The sequence below is a fragment of the Rhizobium gallicum bv. gallicum R602sp genome (assembly GCF_000816845.1).
GTDB classification, from domain to species: domain Bacteria; phylum Pseudomonadota; class Alphaproteobacteria; order Rhizobiales; family Rhizobiaceae; genus Rhizobium; species Rhizobium gallicum.
The window spans coordinates 3,589,014-3,608,122 of sequence record NZ_CP006877.1; the positions used below are offsets into that span (position 1 = coordinate 3,589,014).

General features: G+C 60.1%; 16 protein-coding genes. 4 read left to right on the top strand and 12 right to left on the bottom strand.

The window, feature by feature from the left end; all coding sequences use genetic code 11:
* Positions 1–87: 87 nt before the first annotated feature.
* The gene (locus tag RGR602_RS17615; protein ID WP_039846142.1) at positions 88–726 is read right to left on the bottom strand and encodes a 2-dehydro-3-deoxy-phosphogluconate aldolase; all 639 of its coding nucleotides are present in this window, start codon (positions 724–726) and stop codon (positions 88–90) included.
* Positions 727–877: 151 nt separating this feature from the next.
* Between RGR602_RS17615 and RGR602_RS17620 the strand changes: the two genes are divergently transcribed.
* The 3 genes from RGR602_RS17620 to trhO all read left to right on the top strand — a co-directional run bounded on the left by RGR602_RS17620 (position 878) and on the right by trhO (position 3,259).
* Positions 878–1,366, top strand: coding sequence for a CYTH domain-containing protein (locus RGR602_RS17620; protein WP_039846143.1), 489 nt, complete (start codon positions 878–880; stop codon positions 1,364–1,366).
* Positions 1,344–2,252 (top strand): CHAD domain-containing protein, encoded by a 909-nt coding sequence (locus tag RGR602_RS17625; RefSeq protein ID WP_039846144.1) that lies wholly within the window; start codon positions 1,344–1,346, stop codon positions 2,250–2,252. The genes RGR602_RS17620 and RGR602_RS17625 overlap by 23 nt, the downstream gene beginning before the upstream one ends.
* Positions 2,253–2,329: 77 nt before the next feature.
* On the top strand, positions 2,330–3,259 hold the full coding sequence (trhO, locus tag RGR602_RS17630) for an oxygen-dependent tRNA uridine(34) hydroxylase TrhO (RefSeq protein ID WP_039846145.1): 930 nt from the start codon (positions 2,330–2,332) through the stop codon (positions 3,257–3,259).
* Positions 3,260–3,261: 2 nt separating this feature from the next.
* Here trhO and RGR602_RS17635 read toward each other — a convergent pair whose 3' ends face one another.
* The 10 genes from RGR602_RS17635 to RGR602_RS17680 form a co-directional block, all read right to left on the bottom strand.
* Positions 3,262–5,469, bottom strand: a complete 2,208-nt coding sequence (locus tag RGR602_RS17635; RefSeq protein ID WP_039846146.1) for a bifunctional diguanylate cyclase/phosphodiesterase — start codon at positions 5,467–5,469, stop codon at positions 3,262–3,264.
* A 170-nt stretch (positions 5,470–5,639) separates the two neighbouring features.
* Positions 5,640–6,416: a MetQ/NlpA family ABC transporter substrate-binding protein gene (locus tag RGR602_RS17640; protein WP_039846147.1), complete on the bottom strand. Its 777-nt coding sequence runs from the start codon at positions 6,414–6,416 to the stop codon at positions 5,640–5,642.
* Between the two features lie 34 nt (positions 6,417–6,450).
* Positions 6,451–7,116, bottom strand: a complete 666-nt coding sequence (locus RGR602_RS17645) for a methionine ABC transporter permease (RefSeq protein WP_039846148.1) — start codon at positions 7,114–7,116, stop codon at positions 6,451–6,453.
* Positions 7,106–8,179, bottom strand: a complete 1,074-nt coding sequence (locus tag RGR602_RS17650) for a methionine ABC transporter ATP-binding protein (RefSeq protein WP_039846149.1) — start codon at positions 8,177–8,179, stop codon at positions 7,106–7,108. Before RGR602_RS17650 ends, RGR602_RS17645 begins: the two co-directional genes overlap by 11 nt.
* A gap of 412 nt (positions 8,180–8,591) precedes the next feature.
* Positions 8,592–9,965 carry a GH1 family beta-glucosidase gene (locus RGR602_RS17655; RefSeq protein ID WP_039846150.1) on the bottom strand — a complete coding sequence of 458 codons (1,374 nt, stop codon included), beginning with the start codon at positions 9,963–9,965 and terminating at the stop codon, positions 8,592–8,594.
* A gap of 296 nt (positions 9,966–10,261) precedes the next feature.
* Entirely contained in the window at positions 10,262–11,449 is a 1,188-nt protein-coding gene (locus tag RGR602_RS17660) for a Gfo/Idh/MocA family protein (RefSeq protein WP_039846151.1), read from the bottom strand.
* A 142-nt stretch (positions 11,450–11,591) separates the two neighbouring features.
* A complete protein-coding gene (locus RGR602_RS17665; RefSeq protein ID WP_039846152.1) occupies positions 11,592–12,644 on the bottom strand; it encodes a sugar phosphate isomerase/epimerase family protein in 1,053 nt (350 codons plus the stop codon).
* Positions 12,645–12,888: 244 nt separating this feature from the next.
* Positions 12,889–13,839 (bottom strand): substrate-binding domain-containing protein, encoded by a 951-nt coding sequence (locus RGR602_RS17670; RefSeq protein WP_039846153.1) that lies wholly within the window; start codon positions 13,837–13,839, stop codon positions 12,889–12,891.
* Positions 13,840–13,909: 70 nt separating this feature from the next.
* Positions 13,910–14,920, bottom strand: coding sequence for an ABC transporter permease (locus RGR602_RS17675; RefSeq protein WP_039846154.1), 1,011 nt, complete (start codon positions 14,918–14,920; stop codon positions 13,910–13,912).
* 72 nt (positions 14,921–14,992) lie between these two features.
* On the bottom strand, positions 14,993–16,516 hold the full coding sequence (locus RGR602_RS17680; protein ID WP_039846155.1) for a sugar ABC transporter ATP-binding protein: 1,524 nt from the start codon (positions 16,514–16,516) through the stop codon (positions 14,993–14,995).
* A 169-nt stretch (positions 16,517–16,685) separates the two neighbouring features.
* Between RGR602_RS17680 and RGR602_RS17685 the strand changes: the two genes are divergently transcribed.
* Complete coding sequence (locus RGR602_RS17685; protein ID WP_039846156.1) at positions 16,686–17,717, top strand: LacI family DNA-binding transcriptional regulator; 1,032 nt, start codon at positions 16,686–16,688, stop codon at positions 17,715–17,717.
* 46 nt (positions 17,718–17,763) lie between these two features.
* On the opposite strand, the gene xylA is transcribed toward RGR602_RS17685, so the two are convergent.
* Complete coding sequence (gene xylA, locus RGR602_RS17690) at positions 17,764–19,074, bottom strand: xylose isomerase (RefSeq protein WP_039846157.1); 1,311 nt, start codon at positions 19,072–19,074, stop codon at positions 17,764–17,766.
* Between the last annotated feature and the right edge of the window lie 35 nt (positions 19,075–19,109).

Sequence of the window (19,109 nt, forward strand, 5' to 3'; positions counted from 1 at the left end):
TATTGAGGCAGACCTGAAGATAGGAAGCGGATCGACAAATACAAATGCCGGCGAAACCGCCGGCATCCTGAAGCGATCAGCAAAAAGTCAGGCCTTCAGCGCAGCCGCTTCCGAGGCGAGCTTGGTGATGCCGTCCCAATCGCCCGCAGCGACGAGTTCCTTCGGCGCCACCCAGGATCCGCCAACGCAGATGACGTTCGGCAGTGACAGGTAATCATTGGCGTTTTTGAGCGAAATGCCACCAGTCGGGCAGAAAACGGTGCCGGCGAGCGGCGAGGAAAGCGCCTTGAGATATGCGGCACCGCCCGCCTGTTCGGCCGGGAAGAATTTCAACACCTGGTAGCCTTCTTCGCGAAGCGCCATGACTTCGCTTGCCGTCGCAGCGCCCGGCAGCAGCGGAACTGGAGATGCCGAAGCGGCATCGAGCAGTTCCTGCGTGGCCCCGGGGCTGACGACGAACTTCGAGCCGGCAGCAATGGCCGCATCCCACTGCCGGGCATTCAGGATCGTGCCTGCGCCGACTTCCGCACCTTCGACCTCCTGCGCAACGGCACGGACCGTATCGAGTGCTGCAGGCGTGCGCATGGTGATCTCGATCGCCTTCAAGCCGCCGGCGACCAGCGCACGCGCCAGCGAAACGCCGGACTTCACGTCATCGACGATAAGCACCGGAACAACTGGCTGGAGTTTGAGGATGGAAAGGAGCTTTTCTGTCTTCTCGCCCATGGCCGCACGGTTCCTTAAACGATTGAATTGGGCTCCCGAATACCTCTCTGAACCCTCTTTGTCGAGACAAAACAGATGCGGCAAGAAGATGGGTATCCCTCCTGGAAGTTTTACGTTACGGTACGGCGATCGTCACAAAAGGTTCACTGAAATGGCGAAAGAGATCGAGCGGAAATTTCTGGTACGCAACGACGGCTGGCGCGCGAAGGCCGAGACGAAATCGATCCTCAGACAAGGTTACATCGCCTCGATGGACGACCGGTCCGTGCGTGTGCGCATCCTTGATGGAAAGCGCGCGCGGCTGACAATCAAGATCGGCCGCAGTACCGTCACCCGCGACGAGTTCGAATACGAAATCCCCGTTTCTGACGCCGAAGAATTGATGCAGAGCACCATTGGCCTGGTGATCGAAAAGACGCGTTACCGCGTTCCGCATGACAACTTCGTCTGGGAAGTCGATGTCTTTGCCGGTGCGCATCGCGGCCTGGTGATTGCTGAGGTGGAGATGAAGTCCGAAAATGACGATCCCTCCCGCCCCGCCTGGCTTGGCCGTGAAGTGACCGGCGATTTCCGCTATTCCAACCAAGCGCTCGCGACCGAATTCGAGTACGATCAGGATGCCCTTTCGCATACGGCCTGATTTCGATTTCACCGATGAGTTCCGAAGAGTGGCAACGGAGCAGCTTGAACGTGCCATTGCCGTTCTCGAGGAGCGGCCGGACGGCGCGCATGAGGCGGTCCATGGTTTTCGCAAGAACGTGAAGCGGCTGCGCTTTCTTTACCGGCTCGTTGCGAAAGAGTTGCCGGACTTTCAAAACCGACAAAATGCCAGGCTGCGCGACACCGCAAAATCGCTTTCATCGATCCGGGACGCAGCAGCCCTGATCGGCACTGCCGAGTATTTGCAAAAAGGTGCCCGCGGCGATGCAGAGAGCGAGGCGCTCAGCCGCGTCGTCACCATTTTGCAAGCACGGCGTGACTGGATGACGGAGGCCGAAAGCGGCCTTCAACAGAAGCTTCACGACACGGCCATCTCGCTAAAAAACGCGATCGCCGCAGTCGATAAGGTTTCTTTCAAGAGCAACCCGCGTAGAAACGCCCGCATGCTTGCCAAAAGCTGGCAGCGAACTTTGCGAAAGGGGCGGACAGCGCTTGATGCATGCCACGATACGGCAGCGGTCGAGGATTTTCATGAACTGCGCAAGCGGACCTATGACTACCGGCTCTATCACGCGCTGCTGCGCAATCTGTGGCCCGCCGCGATGAAGGCGAAGCAAGATGGAGCCAAGGATCTCGCAGAACGGCTCGGCCACGTCAACGATCTCTCGGTGCTTTCGCAACTGGTTGAGGCCGAGCCGCAGCTCTTTACGCGCAATGAAGATCTCGCCCACCTGCTCGATGCCATCATCTTCCACCAGCAGGAAGAGCGGCAACGTGCGCTCGCCGACGCCGGCCGCGTCTTTGCCGACAAACCGCAACGCGAGGCCAACCGGATTGAAGCACTCTGGCAGTTGAGCCGGAACTGAATTCGACAAGCCTCGACCCTTGGCGGGCGCAGTGGCAACGCTTGCGCGAAAACGCCGCAGGCTGTATTTCAGCGCGCATGACCGACAGCATCAATCACACCAGCCCGTTCCTCGTGGCGGCGCTTTATCATTTTGTTTCCGTGCCGCGCTTCGAAAGCCTGTGCGCGCCACTGCAGACGCTTTGCGAAGAAAACGGCGTGAAGGGAACGCTGCTCCTTGCGCATGAAGGTATCAACGGGACGATCGCCGGGCGGGATGCTGGCATCGAAATGGTGCTCGCCTACCTGCGGGCGCAGCCGGAATTCACCGCCCTGGAGCACAAGGAAAGCCGCGCATCCAAAATGCCTTTCCTTCGCATGAAGGTAAAACTCAAAAAAGAGATCGTCACGATGGGCATCGAGAATATCGACCCCAACAAGGTCGTTGGGACTTATGTGATGCCGCAGGATTGGAACGCCTTGATATCCGATCCCGACACCATCGTCATCGACACGCGCAACGACTACGAAACGGCGATCGGCACCTTCCGTGGCGCCGTCGATCCGAAAACCAAGACATTCCGCGAGTTTCCCGAATGGGTGCGCCAGAACACAGGCCTGCACAACAAGCCGAAGATCGCCATGTACTGCACCGGTGGTATCCGCTGCGAAAAGGCAACTGCTTTCATGAAGGAGCAGGGTTTTGAGGAGGTCTACCACCTCAAGGGCGGCATCTTGAAATATCTGGAGGAAGTTCCGCAGGAGGAAAGCCTGTGGGATGGCGCCTGTTTCGTCTTCGACGAGCGGGTGTCGGTCGAGCACGGACTGAAGGAAGGCGAGCACAAGCTCTGCCATGCCTGCCGCAATCCGATCACCGCAGATGAGATCGCCTCGCCGCTTTACGAGGAAGGCGTTTCCTGCAGCAGCTGCTACCACACGCGCACTGAAGACGACCGGCTGCGCTATCGCCAGCGGCAACTGCAAATCGCGCTTGCCAAGAAACGCGGCCAGAAGCACATCGGGACTTAGGTTCAGGCAGCGGTTATCTGGCGCGGCATCGCGTCCAGGGCACGGCGTGCCTCAAGCATTTCGGTGATCCTGTCTGCCGGCACCGGCTTGCTGAAGAAATAGCCCTGCAGGCAATCGCAACCAAAGAGACGAACGGCGAGCGCCTGCTCTTCTGTCTCGATACCCTCGGCCGTCACCGGAATATCCAGTGAGCGGGCAAGCGCGACGGTTGCCTGCAACATCTCGCGCTGGCTGTCGCTTTCGGTCACGCCCTCGACCAGCGAACGGTCGATCTTGATGCGGTCGAAACCGAATTGGCGGAGATAGCCGATTGACGAAAAGCCTGAGCCGAAATCATCGAGCGCGATCTTAACTCCGAGCGTCTTCAGCCGCTCGATCGATTGCCGGGTGCGCTGCGGATTCTGGATCATGTATCCTTCGGTAATCTCCAGCGTTACGCGCTGCGCCTCGATCTCCGTCTGTTTCAGGACATAGCGAACATAGTCGGTGAAGGCCGGATTCCGGAACTGGCCGGGAGAAACGTTTACGGCAACGCGCAGCTCCGGCCATTGCTTGGCGGTCTCGCAGGCCTTGCGCAGCACAAAGAGGCCGAGAGCCTCGATAAGCCCGCTGGTTTCGGCGATTGGAATGAATACTTCCGGCGATACAGGTCCGTGGCCGGGCCGATTCCAGCGCACCAGCGCTTCGACGCCGTTCATCTCATGTGTAGAGGCATCGATCAGCGGCTGATAGGCAAGCGTCAGATCGCCGCTTTCGATCGCGACGCGCAGATCGAGTTCAAGCGCATTGCGCTCCTCGCGGTCGGCATCCATCGCGGGATCGTAAAGCGTCATGCGGGCCCGGCCCGCTTCCTTGGCCTTGTACATCGCAAGATCGGCACGGCGGACCAATTCTTCGCGGCCGATCGTGCCGCCAGCAGCCATCGCGATGCCAATGCTGGCGCCGATGACGACGACGCGCCGGCCGATTTCCAGCGGCTCCGCCAGGAAATCCAGAATCTGTTCCGAAAGCTGCAGGGCCTCGGCGTTGCCACCTTCAGACAGGAATGCAATCGCGAATTCGTCGCCGCCAATACGCGCCAGAACCGCGCCCTTTGGGATCAGCACCTTGAGGCCGGCAGCCACCGCGCGGATCAACTGATCACCGGTGCCATGCCCGTAGCTATCGTTGACTTCCTTGAAGCCGTCGAGGTCGAGATAGAGAAGCAGTACGTTCTTACCAGTCTGCTTCGCCTTGGCAACGACGTCATCGACCGCAATCCCGAGGCCTTCACGGTTCGACAGCCCGCTGAGGCGATCGCGGAGCGCATCCTCGCGGGCATTGTTTTCCTCCGCCTTTAGTCGGCGTCCGGCGAGCCAGCCTATGACGAGCAGGCCGGCGAAGAACAGCCCGACGAGACCGAGTGCCTTCACAACCGTCGGGCGCACCTGTGCATAGCTGATGTCGCCCGGCGAACGCGAAATCCAAACGAGTTTGCCGAGCGCCTTGCCGGCGGCATCATCGATCGCCACGGAATATTGCGCGTCGTAGGCGGCTGGCACCCGCTTCAATCCCTGGATGACATAGGTCTCCCCGAGGCTCCTGATCGTCTCGTCGTTCAGATGGCGGGCAAAAATCAGATAGCGGCGCTGTCCCGCAGGTGCATTCAGCGCGCCGGATTTTTCGCGCACGAGCGCAACGCCGACCGCCGCGATGCCGCTCTTGGTGCCGACGAAACCCACGGCTTCCGGAGATTCAAGCCCGGCGGCCTTCACTTTGTCGAACAACGTCCAGAACGATGGCGCAAAAAAATCGTCAAGCGCGCTCCCCATCGGCTGGCCGTCGCGATAGACCATCAGCGGTTTCTTGTCGTCATCTATGACGATCGCCACATCGAAAAGCGCGCTGTTGGAGGACATTTCGCCGTAGTTGCTGATCGTCCATGCCATGCCATCTGTGGCATAGACATTGACGGCCGCATCGTCCCAGGCGGCATAGTCGTTCAGCGTCGCGCCGAGTTGCGCCTCGAATGTCTTGAGAGCCCCGGCCGTAGTTTCACGCGAACGTTCGTCGTCGAGAATATTGGCGTTATCGGTGACGCGCGACAGCGCCGTCAGCACCATGACGGTAACGACCGCGACCATAACCGCAAAGGAAAAAAGCACACCCGTAACAGTTGCGTGGCGGCCGATCCCCGAAGCCTGATTTTTTTGCCTAATGAACGCAGGCATACATTACTCCCCGATAACGGGGACTTTGCCAGTCAAGGCTTCAAAAACGGTTAAAGCGAACGGTACAAGCCATCATCCGGGTGATTTTTCTCGATGAAAATCACTGGGCATTGAAAATCCCTCCCCTCGGAACGGGAAGGGATTGATTTCATAACGGTTTTGGCCGTCGCTTACCAGCCTGCGATGACCGAGCCCTTGAACGTATCGGCGATGAACTGTTTCACGGCATCGCTGTGATAGGCTTCGACCAGCGTCTTCACCCAAGGCTGATCCTTGTCCTTCTCGTTGACCGCCAGAACATTGACATAGGGCGCCTTTTCGCCTTCGCGGGCAATCGGATCCTTCGAGGGATCAAGGCCGGCTTCCAACGCGTAGTTGGTGTTGATAACAGCGGCATCTACATCGTCCAGCGACCGCGGCAGCTGGGCGGCATCGAGTTCGGCGAACTTCAGATTCTTGGCATTTTCCGTGACATCGGCAGGTCCGACCTTCAGGCTCGCACCATCCTTCAGCTTGATCAGCCCCTTATCGGCGAGGATCAGCAGAGCACGGCCGCCATTGGTCGGGTCGTTGGGGATCGCCACGGTAGCACCATCAGCGAGTTCGTCCAGGCTCTTCACCTTCTTGGAATAGACGCCCATCGGGAAGTTGACTGTATAGGCGACGTCAATGATCTTGAAGCCGCGATCGGCGACCTGGTTGTCGAGATAGGGCTTGTGCTGGAACGAGTTGGCGTTCAACTCGCCATCGGCAAGCGCCTGGTTCGGCACGACATAGTCGGAAAATTCCAGAATCTCGATGTCGAGGCCCTTTGGCGCTGCAACTTCCTTCACCTTCTCCATGATCTGTGCATGCGGACCCGGCGTCACGCCAATCTTGATGGTTTCGGCCGCGGCAGCAGTCGCAAAGGCGGCTGCGAAGGCGGCCGCGAGGATGATTTTCTTCATCGGTTTTCTCTCCTTGGGTTATAGGGCAATTCGATCAATTCTTGCGGGATCGCTTGTCGAAGCGGCGGGCAAGCGCATCGCCGGCGCTCTGCACGGCTTGGACGAGCAGTATCAGGACGATGACGACGACCAGCATCACATCCGGCATGAAGCGCTGGTAGCCATAGCGGATGCCGAGATCGCCGAGCCCGCCGCCGCCCACAGCGCCGACCATCGCCGAATAGCCGATGAGGCTGACCAGCGTCATCGTGAGCGAAAGTGTCAGCGCCGGACGCGCTTCGGCGAGAAGCACCTTGCGCACGATCTGCATCGGGGTCGCACCCATGGCGCGGGCGGCTTCGATCAGGCCCTTGTCGACGTCGCGAATGGCGGCTTCGACGAGCCGCGCGAAGAACGGAATGGTTGCGATCGTCAACGGTACGATCGCCGCCTTGGTGCCGATCGACGTGCCCGTGACGAGGCGCGTGAAAGGGATGATCGCGACAACAAGGATGATGAAAGGTGTCGAGCGCGTCGCGTTGACGATCAGTCCAACGACGCGATTGACGGAAGGCGCCGGAAAGAGCTCGCCGCGGCCGCTAGTCGCCAGGAACACGCCGATCGGCAACCCGATCAGCGAGCCGATGAAGCCGGCGATCGCCACCATGCGCAGCGTATCGAGCGTTGCCTTGCCGATGAGAAGCAGAAGATCAGGAGACATAGCCGAGCACCTCCGCAACGAGACCGTTCGCCTTGAAGAATTCATCCGCTTTCGCGCAAGTCGCATCATCCGCTGCATAGGCGATGATAAGCGAGCCGTAGGGCTCGCCGCCAATCTCGTCGACTGTTCCGGCGATGATGTTGATATCCGAACCCAACGTCTGGATAAGCTGCGAGATCAGCGGCTGTTCCGCAGTGCGCCCGAAGAACGTGATGCGCACGGCAACGCGACCGCCTTGTGTCTTGTGCGGCCGCAGGCCGGATGCGAGCGCTGCCGGAAGCTTCGAGCCCGGCAAACCGGAAAGCAATGCGCGCGTCGTCGGATGTTGCGGCCGGGTGAAGACATCGAAGGTGCGGCCGCGCTCGACGATGATACCCTTGTCGATCACCGCGACGTCGCTGGTCACGGCTTTGACGACCTCCATCTCATGGGTAATCAGAAGCACCGTCAGCCCCAACTCTGCATTGATGCGCTTCACGAGCTCGAGGATCGACTGGGTTGTCTCTGGATCGAGCGCGGAGGTCGCTTCATCGGAAAGCAAAAGCTTCGGCTGCGTGGCGAGCGCACGGGCGATGCCGACGCGCTGTTTCTGGCCACCGGAAAGTTCTGCCGGATAGCGGTCTCGTTTGTCGGAAAGCCCGACGAGATCGAGCAGCGGCTCGACGCGCGTGCGAATGGCGTCCCTGTCGAAACCGGCGATTTCCAGGGGCAGCGCCACATTGCCGAAGGCGGTGCGCGAGGACAAAAGGTTGAAATGCTGGAAGATCATGCCGATCGAACGGCGGAGCGCACGCAGGCCAGCCTCGTCCAGATCGGGAACGTTGACGCCATCGACGATGACCTTGCCGCTCGTCGGACGTTCCAAGCCATTGACAAGACGGATCAGCGTCGACTTGCCGGCGCCGGAACGCCCGATGATGCCAGTAATGGAGCCGCGTGCGACGGCGAAATCGACCGCATCGAGTGCGGTAAACGATTTCTCCTCGGCGCCGAAGCGTTTCGATACGTCTTCGAAGAGGACGGTATTTGCGGCATTGGCCGCGCTTGAAGAGTCGGAATGCATGGATGCTCTCGATGTTCAAAAAGTCCGCAGTCGCTGAATGGCTGGGCGCGCCTGATCAGGCCGGCATTCGGCAACGCATTCGGAACAGAGAGGCAGTCTTTATCATCGCACAACCGGAAGATTCAATTTGATCGGCGCATGGCTGCCATGCGCCAGGATGTAATGCTTTATGGCGGACTTCCAGTCACGATTGACAGAGAGATTTTTTCTTTGAATCGGTCAGCGCGGCAAAAAACCACCCATTGTCCAATTGTCTGGATCATGAAACGCGCGCCGCTTGCTTCTTCTCCCGCGGGGGAAGTGCCGGAGCGTCAGAGACGCGATGGGGTGAGCCACGAAAGGAGCAAACGACCGAACGACCGGACAGCAAGGAGGTCGGGTCGCCCATACGATCCCCTCAGGCGGAGGCTATTCAACCCGCCTTGTGATTGCCCGCCGGAAACTGGCTTGCCAGTTGCCGGTACCACTTACCGCTCTTTTTCACGGTACGCACCTGGGTGTCGTAATCGACATGCACGAGGCCGAAACGCATCTTGTAGCCTTCCGCCCATTCGAAGTTGTCCATCAGGCTCCAGGCGAAGTAACCGCGCATCGGGTAGCCGTCCTTGATGAGGTCGGCAACGACGGCCAAGTGATCGCTGTAATAATCGAGGCGCGGCTGGTCATCGACCTCGCCATTGACCACATCCATGTTGTAGCAGGCGCCGTTTTCGGTGATGTAGCATTCCGGCAGTTCATAGCGACGATAGAGGTCTTCAACGACGTGCTTGAGGCCGGGCGCATAAACCTCCCAGCCGATATCTGTCTTCACGTCGCTGGCACGCGGCGCTTCGGCCGTCCAGGGGAAATCGCCGTTTTTCACCGGGTCGTCGGCGACACGCAGCGGCGTGTAGTAGTTGAGGCCCCACCAATCGAGCTTCTGGCTGATGATCTTCATGTCTTCATCTTCGATGATGGGCATGCGGTCGCCGAGCGCTTCCACGAACTCGCTCGGATACTCGCCCTTGAAGACCGGATCGAAAAAAGCGCCGTTGTGGAACTGATGCGCGCGTTCGCCCGCTGCAATATCCGCCTTGCTCTGCGATCCCGGAATGACGGGCATCGCATTCAGCACCAGGCCGGCTGGCACCTTCGGCGCCTCGGCGCGGATCGCCTCGACGCCAAGACCGTGCGCAAGGTTCATGTAGTGCATGGCGTGAAGCGCTGCCTGCATGTTGCGCTCGCCCGGCGCATGGATGCCGTAGAGATGGCTGAGCCAGACGATGCACCATGGTTCGTTGAAGGTGGCGACGCTGTCGAGCCGGTCGCCGAGACGCGCCATGACCGTCTTTGCGTAGCGCTGAAAGGCGTAGGCCGTGGAGCGCGCCGTCCAGCCGCCGTCGCCTGCCAACAGCAGCGGCAGGTCCCAGTGATAAAGCGTCGCGAAGGTCTTGATGCCACGCGCCTTGCAACCGTCGACGAGGCGGTCGTAGAAATCGAGGCCGGCTTCGTTCACAGGCCCGGTTCCATCCGGAATGATGCGCGGCCAGGCGATCGAGAAGCGATAGGCCTCGACACCCATGTCCTTGATCAGGTCAAGGTCCTGTTCGAGCCGGTTGTAGTGATCGCAGGCAATATCGCCATTATGGCGGTCATAGACACGGCCCGGCATGTTGCAGAAGGCATCCCAGATAGACGCCTTGCGCCCATCCGCTTTACTGGCACCTTCGATCTGGAAGGCAGCCGTCGCGACGCCAAAGGTGAAATCGCCCGGAAAGCGGGCGGCGAGTGTCTTAGGCTCGATCATCTGAAAACCCCGTCTGGTACTGGACTGGTCGTTCGAGCGGCGGTTTACCCAAAGGAACCGGCGTTGTACAGAGTGGAAATGTCAATCCTGTAACGTTGCAGACGGACAACGGGACCTAACGGGCATTGCCAGCCTAGGCGCCGCCCCTCACGCTAACTTCTCCCCGCAAACAGGGCGAGGGAACGTCTCTCGCGCAAGCGCACGTTCCAATGAAGCGATGCGAAATATACCCTTCTCCCCTCTGGCGGGAAGAAGGTGGCGTCAGCTGGATGAGGAACTCGCCCAAGACCTTGCTATCAGACCTTGACCCAAGCCCCATTCCGCTTCGACGAAGCAACGCAGGCCTCGACGAAGGCAACGCCCTTCACGCCGTCATCGACGGTCGGATAGACCACAGCCTTGGCGACCGTTTTGCCTTTCTTGTGCGCATTGATCGCATGCGCCGCTTCCGCGTAGATCGTCGCGAAGGCTTCAAGGTAGCCTTCCGGATGACCGGATGGAATGCGTGAGACGCGGGCAGCGGCGGCACCGGAACCCGCGCCGTTGCGGGTAATCAGCCGCTTCGGCTCGCCGAACGGCGTGTACCAGAGATAGTTGGGGTCAGCCTGCACCCACTCGAAGCCGCCCTTGGTGCCGTAAACGCGGATCTTCAGCCCATTCTCATGACCGGGAGCCACCTGGCTGCACCAGAGCATGCCCTTGGCCGGCTTCTCGTTGGCTTTTGCCTTGAAGCGCAGAAGCACGTGAGCGTTATCGTCCAGGCGACGGCCTTCGACGAAACTATCGAGATCGGCCGCGAGACTATCGAGTTCGAGGCCGGTGATGAAGGAGGCAAGATTATAGGCATGCGTGCCGATATCGCCGGTCGAGCCACCTGCGCCCGACTGCGCCGGGTCGGTGCGCCAGACGGCCTGCTTGGCACCGCTCTGCTCGACAGGCTCTGTCAGCCAGTCCTGCGGATATTCGGCCTGCACGATGCGGATATCGCCGAGTTCGCCATTGGCAATCATCTCGCGCGCCTGACGGACCATTGGATAGCCGGTGTAATTGTGCGTCAGGATGAACAGCGCGCCGCTCTCGTCGGCGACCTTCTTCAGTCTTTTGGCATCGGCAAGATTTGATGTCAGCGGCTTGTCGCAGATGACGTGGATGCCCCGGCGCAGGAATTCCTTGGCTGCATCGTAGTGAACATGGTTCGGCGTGACGATCGAGACCGCCTCGATGCCGTTCTTAAGCTTCGCCTCGCGGATCGCCATTTCCCGGTAGCTCGCGTAGGTGCGCGACGGGTGGAGGCCGAGATCGCGGCCCGATGCGATCGCCTTTTCCGGTGTCGACGACAGCGCACCTGCGATGAGCTCGTATTGATCGTCGATGCGGGCCGCTATGCGATGCACGGCGCCGATGAAAGCACCCGCTCCGCCGCCGACCATGCCGAGGCGGATGCGCGGCTCGCGCGCCTGTTCCGTTGATCCTTCAATTGCCATAGATTCCTCCAAAGAAATGAGTGTTTGCCGACGGTGCCGCGGTAGCCGGATGAGGGGGGTGGGGCGGACGTAGTCTTTCGCTGCGTGCTCAAGACGTCGCTCCGCTGCGCCCCCTCATCTGTCCTTCGGACAAAAGCTGGGCTCAGAGCCCGAGCATGCGGCGGTTCGCCGCCTGGTCCGTACCGCTGCCGGCAAAATCGTCGAAGGCCTTCTCCGTGACGCGGATGATGTGTGCCTTGACGAACTCAGCACCCTCACGCGCCCCGTCTTCCGGATGCTTCAGCGCGCATTCCCATTCGACAACGGCCCAGCCGTCGAAATTGTTGGCCGTCATTTTCGAGAAGACGGCGCCGAAATCCACCTGGCCGTCGCCGAGCGAGCGGAAGCGGCCAGCGCGATCGACCCAGCCCTGGTATCCACCATAGACGCCCTGACGCCCGGTTGGATTGAACTCCGCATCCTTGACGTGAAACATCTTGATGCGATCCTTGTAGATGTCGATGTTATCGAGATAGTCGAGGCACTGCAGGACATAGTGCGATGGATCGTAGAGCATGTTGGCGCGCGGATGGTTGCCGACCCGCTCCAGGAACATCTCGTAGGTGACGCCATCATGCAAATCCTCGCCGGGATGGATTTCATAGCAGACGTCGACGCCGCACGAGTCGGCATGGTCGAGGATCGGCTTCCAGCGGCGGGCAAGCTCATCAAAGGCCGTTTCGACAAGACCGGCCGGACGCTGCGGCCACGGGTAGATGAAGGGCCAGGCAAGCGCACCTGAAAAGGTCGCATGCGCGTTGATGCCGAGGTGCGTGGAGGCTGTCAGCGCCATCTTGACCTGCTCGACCGCCCATTCCTGCCGCGCCTTCGCATTGCCGCGCACTTCCGGTGCGGCAAAGCCGTCAAAGGCCTCGTCGTAGGCGGGATGCACGGCCACCAGCTGGCCTTGCAGGTGGGTCGAAAGCTCGGTGATCTCGATACCGTTTTCGCGCGCCTTGCCGGCGAATTCGTCACAATAGTCCTTGGAGCTGGCAGCCTTCTTCAGATCGATCAACTGACCGGCCCAGGTCGGAACCTGCACGCCCTTGTAGCCGATATCAGCCGCCCATTTGGTGATCGCATCCCATGAGTTGAATGGCGCGGCATCGCCCGCAAACTGCCCGAGGAATAGCCCGGGCCCTTTGATCGTTTTCATGTCGGAATCCTCCCTGATGATCGACCGTAAACGTTTATGATGGCTTCTAGCACGCGGTTTGGCGGGAGCGTGGGCCCACGCCCTTGCGGCAGATGCAGCTGAAAAGCCGAAAGTCAAACCGAAGCGAACTAATCATGCCTGTCTGGAGGCCGCAAGAGGTACGTGCCGCATTCTTGATCGCAGCGCGTGCGCAAGTAAAGAAAATGCGTCCATCCTTGCGAATGGGCGCATTGCAGTCAAAAGATCAGAACGGAGAATCCGGGAAGTAGAAGTCCTTGGCGTTATCCTTGGTGATGAGCGTCGCGTCGAGGATATAGGTACCGCGCACCGGAACCTGATCGTAGAAATTTGCTGCCGTCATTTCCATCGCCGTGCCGACCATCGCCGGCGGATAGAGAACGTCGACCGGGATCAGCTTGTCGCCGTCCATGACCTTCTTGACCATGTCCTTGGAGCCGGCGCCGGCGATAACATATTGGATGTCCGTACGCTTAGCCTGCTCGATGGCCTGCAGCACGCCCACGGCCATGTCGTCGTCCTGGCACCATACGACGTCGATCTTCTGGTACTTCGTCAGATAGTCCTGCATGACCTTGAAGGCGTCGTCGCGGTTCCAGTTGCCGTACTGGCGGTCGAGAACCTTGACGTTCGAACCGGCGATGCCCTTGTCGAAGCCGTCCTGGCGCTGCTGGTCGATCGGGATCGGCAGGCCGCGGATGACGACCACCTCTGCATCCGGCGTGTTTTCCTTGATGTACTTGCCGGCGACTTCGCCGAGCGCGGGATTGTTGCCCGCGATGTAGAGGTCGCGAACAGAACCATCGTTGTTGCTCGGCGCACGGTCGACGAGCGCCACGAACTTGCCGGCGTCCTTGATTTCCTTGATGGCGTTGACGAGCGGATCCGGATCCGACGGCAGGATGACCAGGGCATCAATGCCTTGTGTCGCAAGATCCTGCACGGCGTTTGCCTGGCTTGCGGCATCTGGCGAGGTCTTGACGATGACGTTCAGGCCCGGATGTTCGGCCATCAGCAGCTTTGCCACACGCTCTGCATGGAAGACGACGCCGGCCGTCCAGCCATGGTCGGCTGCCGGAATGGAAACGCCGATCGTTACCTTCTTGTCCTGGGCATACGAGACGCCCGTGAGGACCGCCATGGCGGCGATGGCCAGCCCCAAAATTTTTTTACGCATTTTTCTCTCTCTCCCAAATAAAGACTGGGCCTAGTCGATTGAGGACCGGGCGACCCATAAACCCGGTTATTCACGATTTACGCACCAGCGACCGCTGAACCAGCATGGCGATGATGATGATCGCCCCCTGGATGGCGCCGATCAGGTATTCGCTGATGAAATTCGAAAGCAGCATGATGTTGCCAACGAGTTCGAGAATGAAGGCGCCGCAGATCGTGCCCCAGACCCGGCCCGCGCCACCTTTGAGCGCCGTGCCGCCGACAACCACGGCGGTGATCGCCTGCAGTTCCCAAAGGATGCCCGTGGTCGCCGAAGTCGAGCCGAGCCGCGGCACATAGAGAAGCACGGCGATGGCGACGCACAGGCCCTGGATGACGAAGGCGATGGTGCGCACGCGATTGACGGCGATGCCGGAATAACGCGCCACATCGCTGCTGGAGCCGACCGCCACGACATGCCGCCCATAGCGGGTGCGGTAGAGGACGAAGGCTGCAACGCCGGTGACGGCAAGGATCACGGCGATCGGAACCGGCACGCCAAGGATGGAGCCGAAATAAGCCGGGCGGTAGAGTGCCTGCAGTTCGGGCTCGCGAAGCGTGATGGCGCCGCCCTGGGAAAGCCAGGTGGTCAAACCGCGATAAACGCCCATGGTGCCCAGCGTTGCGATGAAAGGCTCGATCTTGCCAACGGTGGTGATGAGACCGTTCGCAAGGCCGCATGACGCGCCAATTACGATCGTGAGCACGATGGCAGCCGTCAGCATCAGCCCCGGATCGGCGATCGCGCCGGAATTCATGAAAAGGATCATCAGGCTGGCGACGAAAGCGACCATCGACCCCACGGAAAGATCCAAGTCACCCGCCGAAATCACGAAGGTCGCACCCACGGCAATGATGGCAATGAAAGCGCTTCTCGTCGCAACATTGGCAAGGTTCGTGATGCCGATGAAATTCGGATTGACCAGCGCCCCGACCACAAGAAGCAACGCCAGCGCCGCGAAGGGCGCGACCGCCCGAAGATCGACGTCGCGCCAGGAACGGCGCCGGCTTTCCTTTTCGATGCTTTCCTCGCTTATACTCATGTTCAAAACCAACCTCCCGTCCCATTGTCCTGGGAATTCGCCGCCACGCCTCGACCGGATTATTTCGCCTGATCAGGCAGCAACCTTTTTTTTCAATCCCGCCGCGTAGCGCATGATTTCCTGTTCGGAGATCTCATCGCCCTCCAAAATACCGACGATCCCGCCTTCGCGCATTACGGCAATACGCGTGCAAAGTCCGATCACCTCCGGCATCTCCGAAGAAACCACGATGATCGAATGACCATCGCGGGCCAGTGCCGAAATGAAATGATAGATCTGCTGCTTGGTGCCGACATCGATGCCGCGGGTCGGCTCGTCGATAATGACGATCTGCGGCTCGATCTCCATGACTTTCGCCAGTAGCAATTTCTGCTGGTTGCCGCCGGACATGCGGCCGGCAATGATATTGCCGTCCCTGACGCGGATGTCGAAGCGGCGCCGGGCCCTTGCCATCGCAGAGGCTTCGCTCGCAGCGCTCAGATAGCCAAACCGGCCATGCTTGTCCAAGGATTGCAGGGTAAGGTTGGCGATCATGCCGGAGTTGAGAAGCAGTCCCTTGGACTTGCGGTCCTTGGTCATGTAGGCCAAGCCTGCGCGATTTGCGGCATGAACGTCGTGCGGGGGCACGGACTGCCCGTTGACCGTGACGTCGCCCGATGCGCGCGAGCGCAAACCCATGATCGCCTCCATAAGCTCGGTGCGACCGGATCCGATCAAGCCGGAAAAGCCGAGGATCTCCCCTCTCCGGACCTCGAAACTGGCATCACGGACATAGTGGGTCGATACGGAATTGACGCTGAGCACGACCTCTCCGTCGACATCGGGCTCGTTCTTGGCGGGATAGAGGCTGGAGAGCTCCCGCCCGACCATTAACTGGGCGATCGATTCGCCATCGAGGATCGAGGTAGGCGAGGTCTTCACCCATTGGCCGTCGCGCAGCACCGTCACCCGGTCAGTCAGTTCCATGACTTCGTCGAGCTTATGGGAAACGAAGACGAAGCTCGTTCCCTGATCGCGAAGCTTGCGCACCTGGTTGAACAGGACGTTGATCTCCTCGCGCGATAGCACCGCGGTCGGTTCATCCATGAATACGATCCGCGCGTTGCGGCTGATCGCCTTGGCGATCTCCACCATCTGCTTGTCGGCGATCGACAGCGTGTTGATCTGCGCATTCACGTCGACATGCGAGCCGAGGAGATCAAGGACGCGCCGAGCCTCGGCGCGCATATACTTGCGGTCGAGCACGCCGAAACGCGTGACTTCGCGACCGAGAAACAGGCTCTCGGTGACGGTCAAATGTTCAGCGAGATTGAATTCTTGGTGAATGATGACGATGCCGAGCGCCTCTGCGGCACCGTTGGGCGGCAGCTTCACAGGTTCGCCGTCGAGCAGGATTTCGCCGGAGCTAGGCTCTTCGAAACCGGAAAGGATCTTGACGAGGGTGGATTTGCCGGCGCCGTTTTCGCCCATCAGCGCATGGATTTCGCCGGCGCGAAGGTCGAAATTGACGCTGAAGAGCACCTGCACGCCGCTGAACGATTTGCTAATTCGCCTTGCCGACAGCAGCACCGTACCTTCGACCGTCTCCGGACCCATTCTTCCCTCCCCCACGGCTCCCGTCCGCATTATGCGACTGTGTAAACCTTTACATTGGCGATGTAAAGGTTTACATCATTGCATACATGAGAATTTTTCAGCGTCGCCTTTGACCTTCGGGGAAGTCTGTGTAGTGTCCCGGTCAAGACGAGACCCAAGGCAGAGCGCAGTGTCGAATTCCACTCCCGCAACAATCGAAGACGTCGCCCGAATTGCCCAGGTTTCGATTGCAACGGTCTCTCGCGCGATCCATATGCCCGAGAAGGTCGCGAACTCGACACGCCTCAAGGTCAACCAGGCAATCGCCATCACCGGCTACACGACGAACGCGATGGCGCGCAGCCTGCGGCTCGGCCGCTCGAACATGATTCTCGTGGTCGCGCCCGACATCGGCGACCCGAATTTCTCCAACATCCTGGTCGGACTGGAAAATGAAGCGCGCGCGCACGGTTACGGCATTCTCATCGGCCATACGCAGAACGATGCGCAGCGCGGCCTCGAATACCTGAAGTTCCTGAATTCCAATCAGGCGGCCGGGCTGATCCTCTTCACCGGCATCCTGCCCTTCGGCCACCAGACCATGACCGCGCGCCTGCCGCCCAGCGTCGGCGTCTTTGAGCCGGTCTTCAACGGCGGCATTCCCTATGTCGGCGTGGACGACGTGGCGGGCGCCCGCAAGGCCGTCGACCTGCTGATCGCCGAGGGCCATCGGAAGATTGCCTTCATCGGCGATTCGCGCACCCGCCTGGCCTACAGCCGGCGGCGCATGGGGTATGAGGCCGGAATGGATGCCGCTGGCGTCAGTCCCGACCTTCGGATTGTCTTCGAGGGCGACGGCACGATCGAAAGCGGCCGGCTGGCGGTCGAACAGCTTTTTATGCGCGATACCCTGCCGACGGGCTTCATGTGCGTCAACGACCAGACCGCCATCGGTGTGATGATCGGCCTCGGCGCGCGCGGCTACGATATTCCTCGGGATTTTTCCGTGACCGGCTTCGATGACGTGCCTCAAGCCGTCTTCATGTCACCCTCGCTGACGACGATCCGCCAGCCACGCACTGCCATCGGCAAGCATGCCATGGCGCTGCTGCTCGAGCTCCTGTCAGACGGTCAGCCCGCCGAGACGGAAATCCTGCTCAGACCCGATCTGGTGGTCCGCAACTCGGTCTCTGCGCCCTCGCGCAACTGGACAAGGAAGTAAGAAGGACGGCGGCAGCCGAATGAAAGCTGCAGCCGTCCCGCATTGCTTAAACGTAGCGGTTGACGACGTTTTCCAGCAGTTCCTGTTTGCCGGATTTCGGCTGCGGGTTGATGTTCCTCGTCTCAACCCACTCTGCGATCTCTTCCAGCGAGTATTCGCCGCGCAAGAGCTTCTGGCCCTCTGCGCCGTTCCAGCCGGCATAGCGATCCTCGAGCGGTTTGGAGAGCGCCCTGTCCTCGATCATCTTGGCCGCCGCCTTAAGGCCGCGAGCGCAGCAATCCATGCCGCCGATATGGCCGATCAGCAGGTCTTCTGGATCGAGCGACTGGCGGCGCAACTTGGAATCGAAGTTCGTGCCGCCGGTCTTGAAGCCGCCGCCTGCTAGGACGTGGTAATAGGCCAGCGCCATTTCCGGGACGTTGTTCGGGAACTGGTCGGTATCCCAGCCGGACTGGTAATCGTTACGGTTCATGTCGATCGAGCCAAAGATGCCGAGCGCGTTGGCAAGCGCCAGCTCGTGCTCGAAGGAATGGCCGGCGAGGATCGCGTGGCCCTGCTCGATATTGACCTTCACCTCATTTTCCAGGCCGTTCCTCTTCAGGAAGCCGTAGACGGTCGCGACGTCGTAGTCGTACTGGTGCTTGGTCGGCTCCTGCGGCTTTGGCTCGATGAGGATCGTGCCCTTGAAGCCGATCTTGTGCTTGTATTCGACGACGAGGTTGAGGAAGCGGCCGAGCTGATCGAGCTCGCGCTTGAGATCGGTGTTGAGCAGTGTCTCATAGCCTTCGCGGCCACCCCAAAGCACGTAGTTTTCGCCGCCGAGCTTCTGCGTCGCATCCATGCAGGTCTTCACCGTCGCAGCCGAAAATGCAAAGACATCCGGATCCGGATTGGTCGCGGCACCCGACATGAAGCGGCGGTTCGAGAAGAGGTTCGCCGTGCCCCAAAGCAGCTTGACGCCGGTCGCAGCCTGCTTTTCGGCAAAGTAGTCGACAATCTCGTTGAGGTTCTTCGTGTTCTCGGCAAAGCTGTTGCCTTCCGGGCGAACGTCGGCGTCGTGGAAGCAATAATAGGGCGCGCCGAGCAGCTGGAAGAATTCGAAGGCGACATCGGCCTTCAGTTTGGCTGCCTTCATCGTGTCTTCGAACCAGGGACGCAGGAAGGTCTGGCCGCCGAAGGGGTCGCCACCCGGCCAGGTGAAAGTATGCCAGTAGGCAACCGCAAAGCGCAGGTGATCTTCCATGCGCTTGCCCATGACAATTTCGTCGGGCTGGTAGTGGCGGAAGGCCAGCGGATTGGTGCTGTCCGGCCCCTCGTATTTCACTTTCTGGATATCTCCGAAAAATCCGGTGCTCATGGTGTGATCTCCTTGGGTTTCACTCTTGTTGGTTA

Coding starts and splice junctions, on each gene's coding strand:
- RGR602_RS17615 (WP_039846142.1), bottom strand. CDS start 726: ATGGGCGAGAAGACAGAAAAGCTCCTTTCCATCCTCAAACTCCAGCCA.
- RGR602_RS17620 (WP_039846143.1), top strand. CDS start 878: ATGGCGAAAGAGATCGAGCGGAAATTTCTGGTACGCAACGACGGCTGG.
- RGR602_RS17625 (WP_039846144.1), top strand. CDS start 1,344: ATGCCCTTTCGCATACGGCCTGATTTCGATTTCACCGATGAGTTCCGA.
- trhO (WP_039846145.1), top strand. CDS start 2,330: ATGACCGACAGCATCAATCACACCAGCCCGTTCCTCGTGGCGGCGCTT.
- RGR602_RS17635 (WP_039846146.1), bottom strand. CDS start 5,469: ATGCCTGCGTTCATTAGGCAAAAAAATCAGGCTTCGGGGATCGGCCGC.
- RGR602_RS17640 (WP_039846147.1), bottom strand. CDS start 6,416: ATGAAGAAAATCATCCTCGCGGCCGCCTTCGCAGCCGCCTTTGCGACT.
- RGR602_RS17645 (WP_039846148.1), bottom strand. CDS start 7,116: ATGTCTCCTGATCTTCTGCTTCTCATCGGCAAGGCAACGCTCGATACG.
- RGR602_RS17650 (WP_039846149.1), bottom strand. CDS start 8,179: ATGCATTCCGACTCTTCAAGCGCGGCCAATGCCGCAAATACCGTCCTC.
- RGR602_RS17655 (WP_039846150.1), bottom strand. CDS start 9,965: ATGATCGAGCCTAAGACACTCGCCGCCCGCTTTCCGGGCGATTTCACC.
- RGR602_RS17660 (WP_039846151.1), bottom strand. CDS start 11,449: ATGGCAATTGAAGGATCAACGGAACAGGCGCGCGAGCCGCGCATCCGC.
- RGR602_RS17665 (WP_039846152.1), bottom strand. CDS start 12,644: ATGAAAACGATCAAAGGGCCCGGGCTATTCCTCGGGCAGTTTGCGGGC.
- RGR602_RS17670 (WP_039846153.1), bottom strand. CDS start 13,839: ATGCGTAAAAAAATTTTGGGGCTGGCCATCGCCGCCATGGCGGTCCTC.
- RGR602_RS17675 (WP_039846154.1), bottom strand. CDS start 14,920: ATGAGTATAAGCGAGGAAAGCATCGAAAAGGAAAGCCGGCGCCGTTCC.
- RGR602_RS17680 (WP_039846155.1), bottom strand. CDS start 16,516: ATGGGTCCGGAGACGGTCGAAGGTACGGTGCTGCTGTCGGCAAGGCGA.
- xylA (WP_039846157.1), bottom strand. CDS start 19,074: ATGAGCACCGGATTTTTCGGAGATATCCAGAAAGTGAAATACGAGGGG.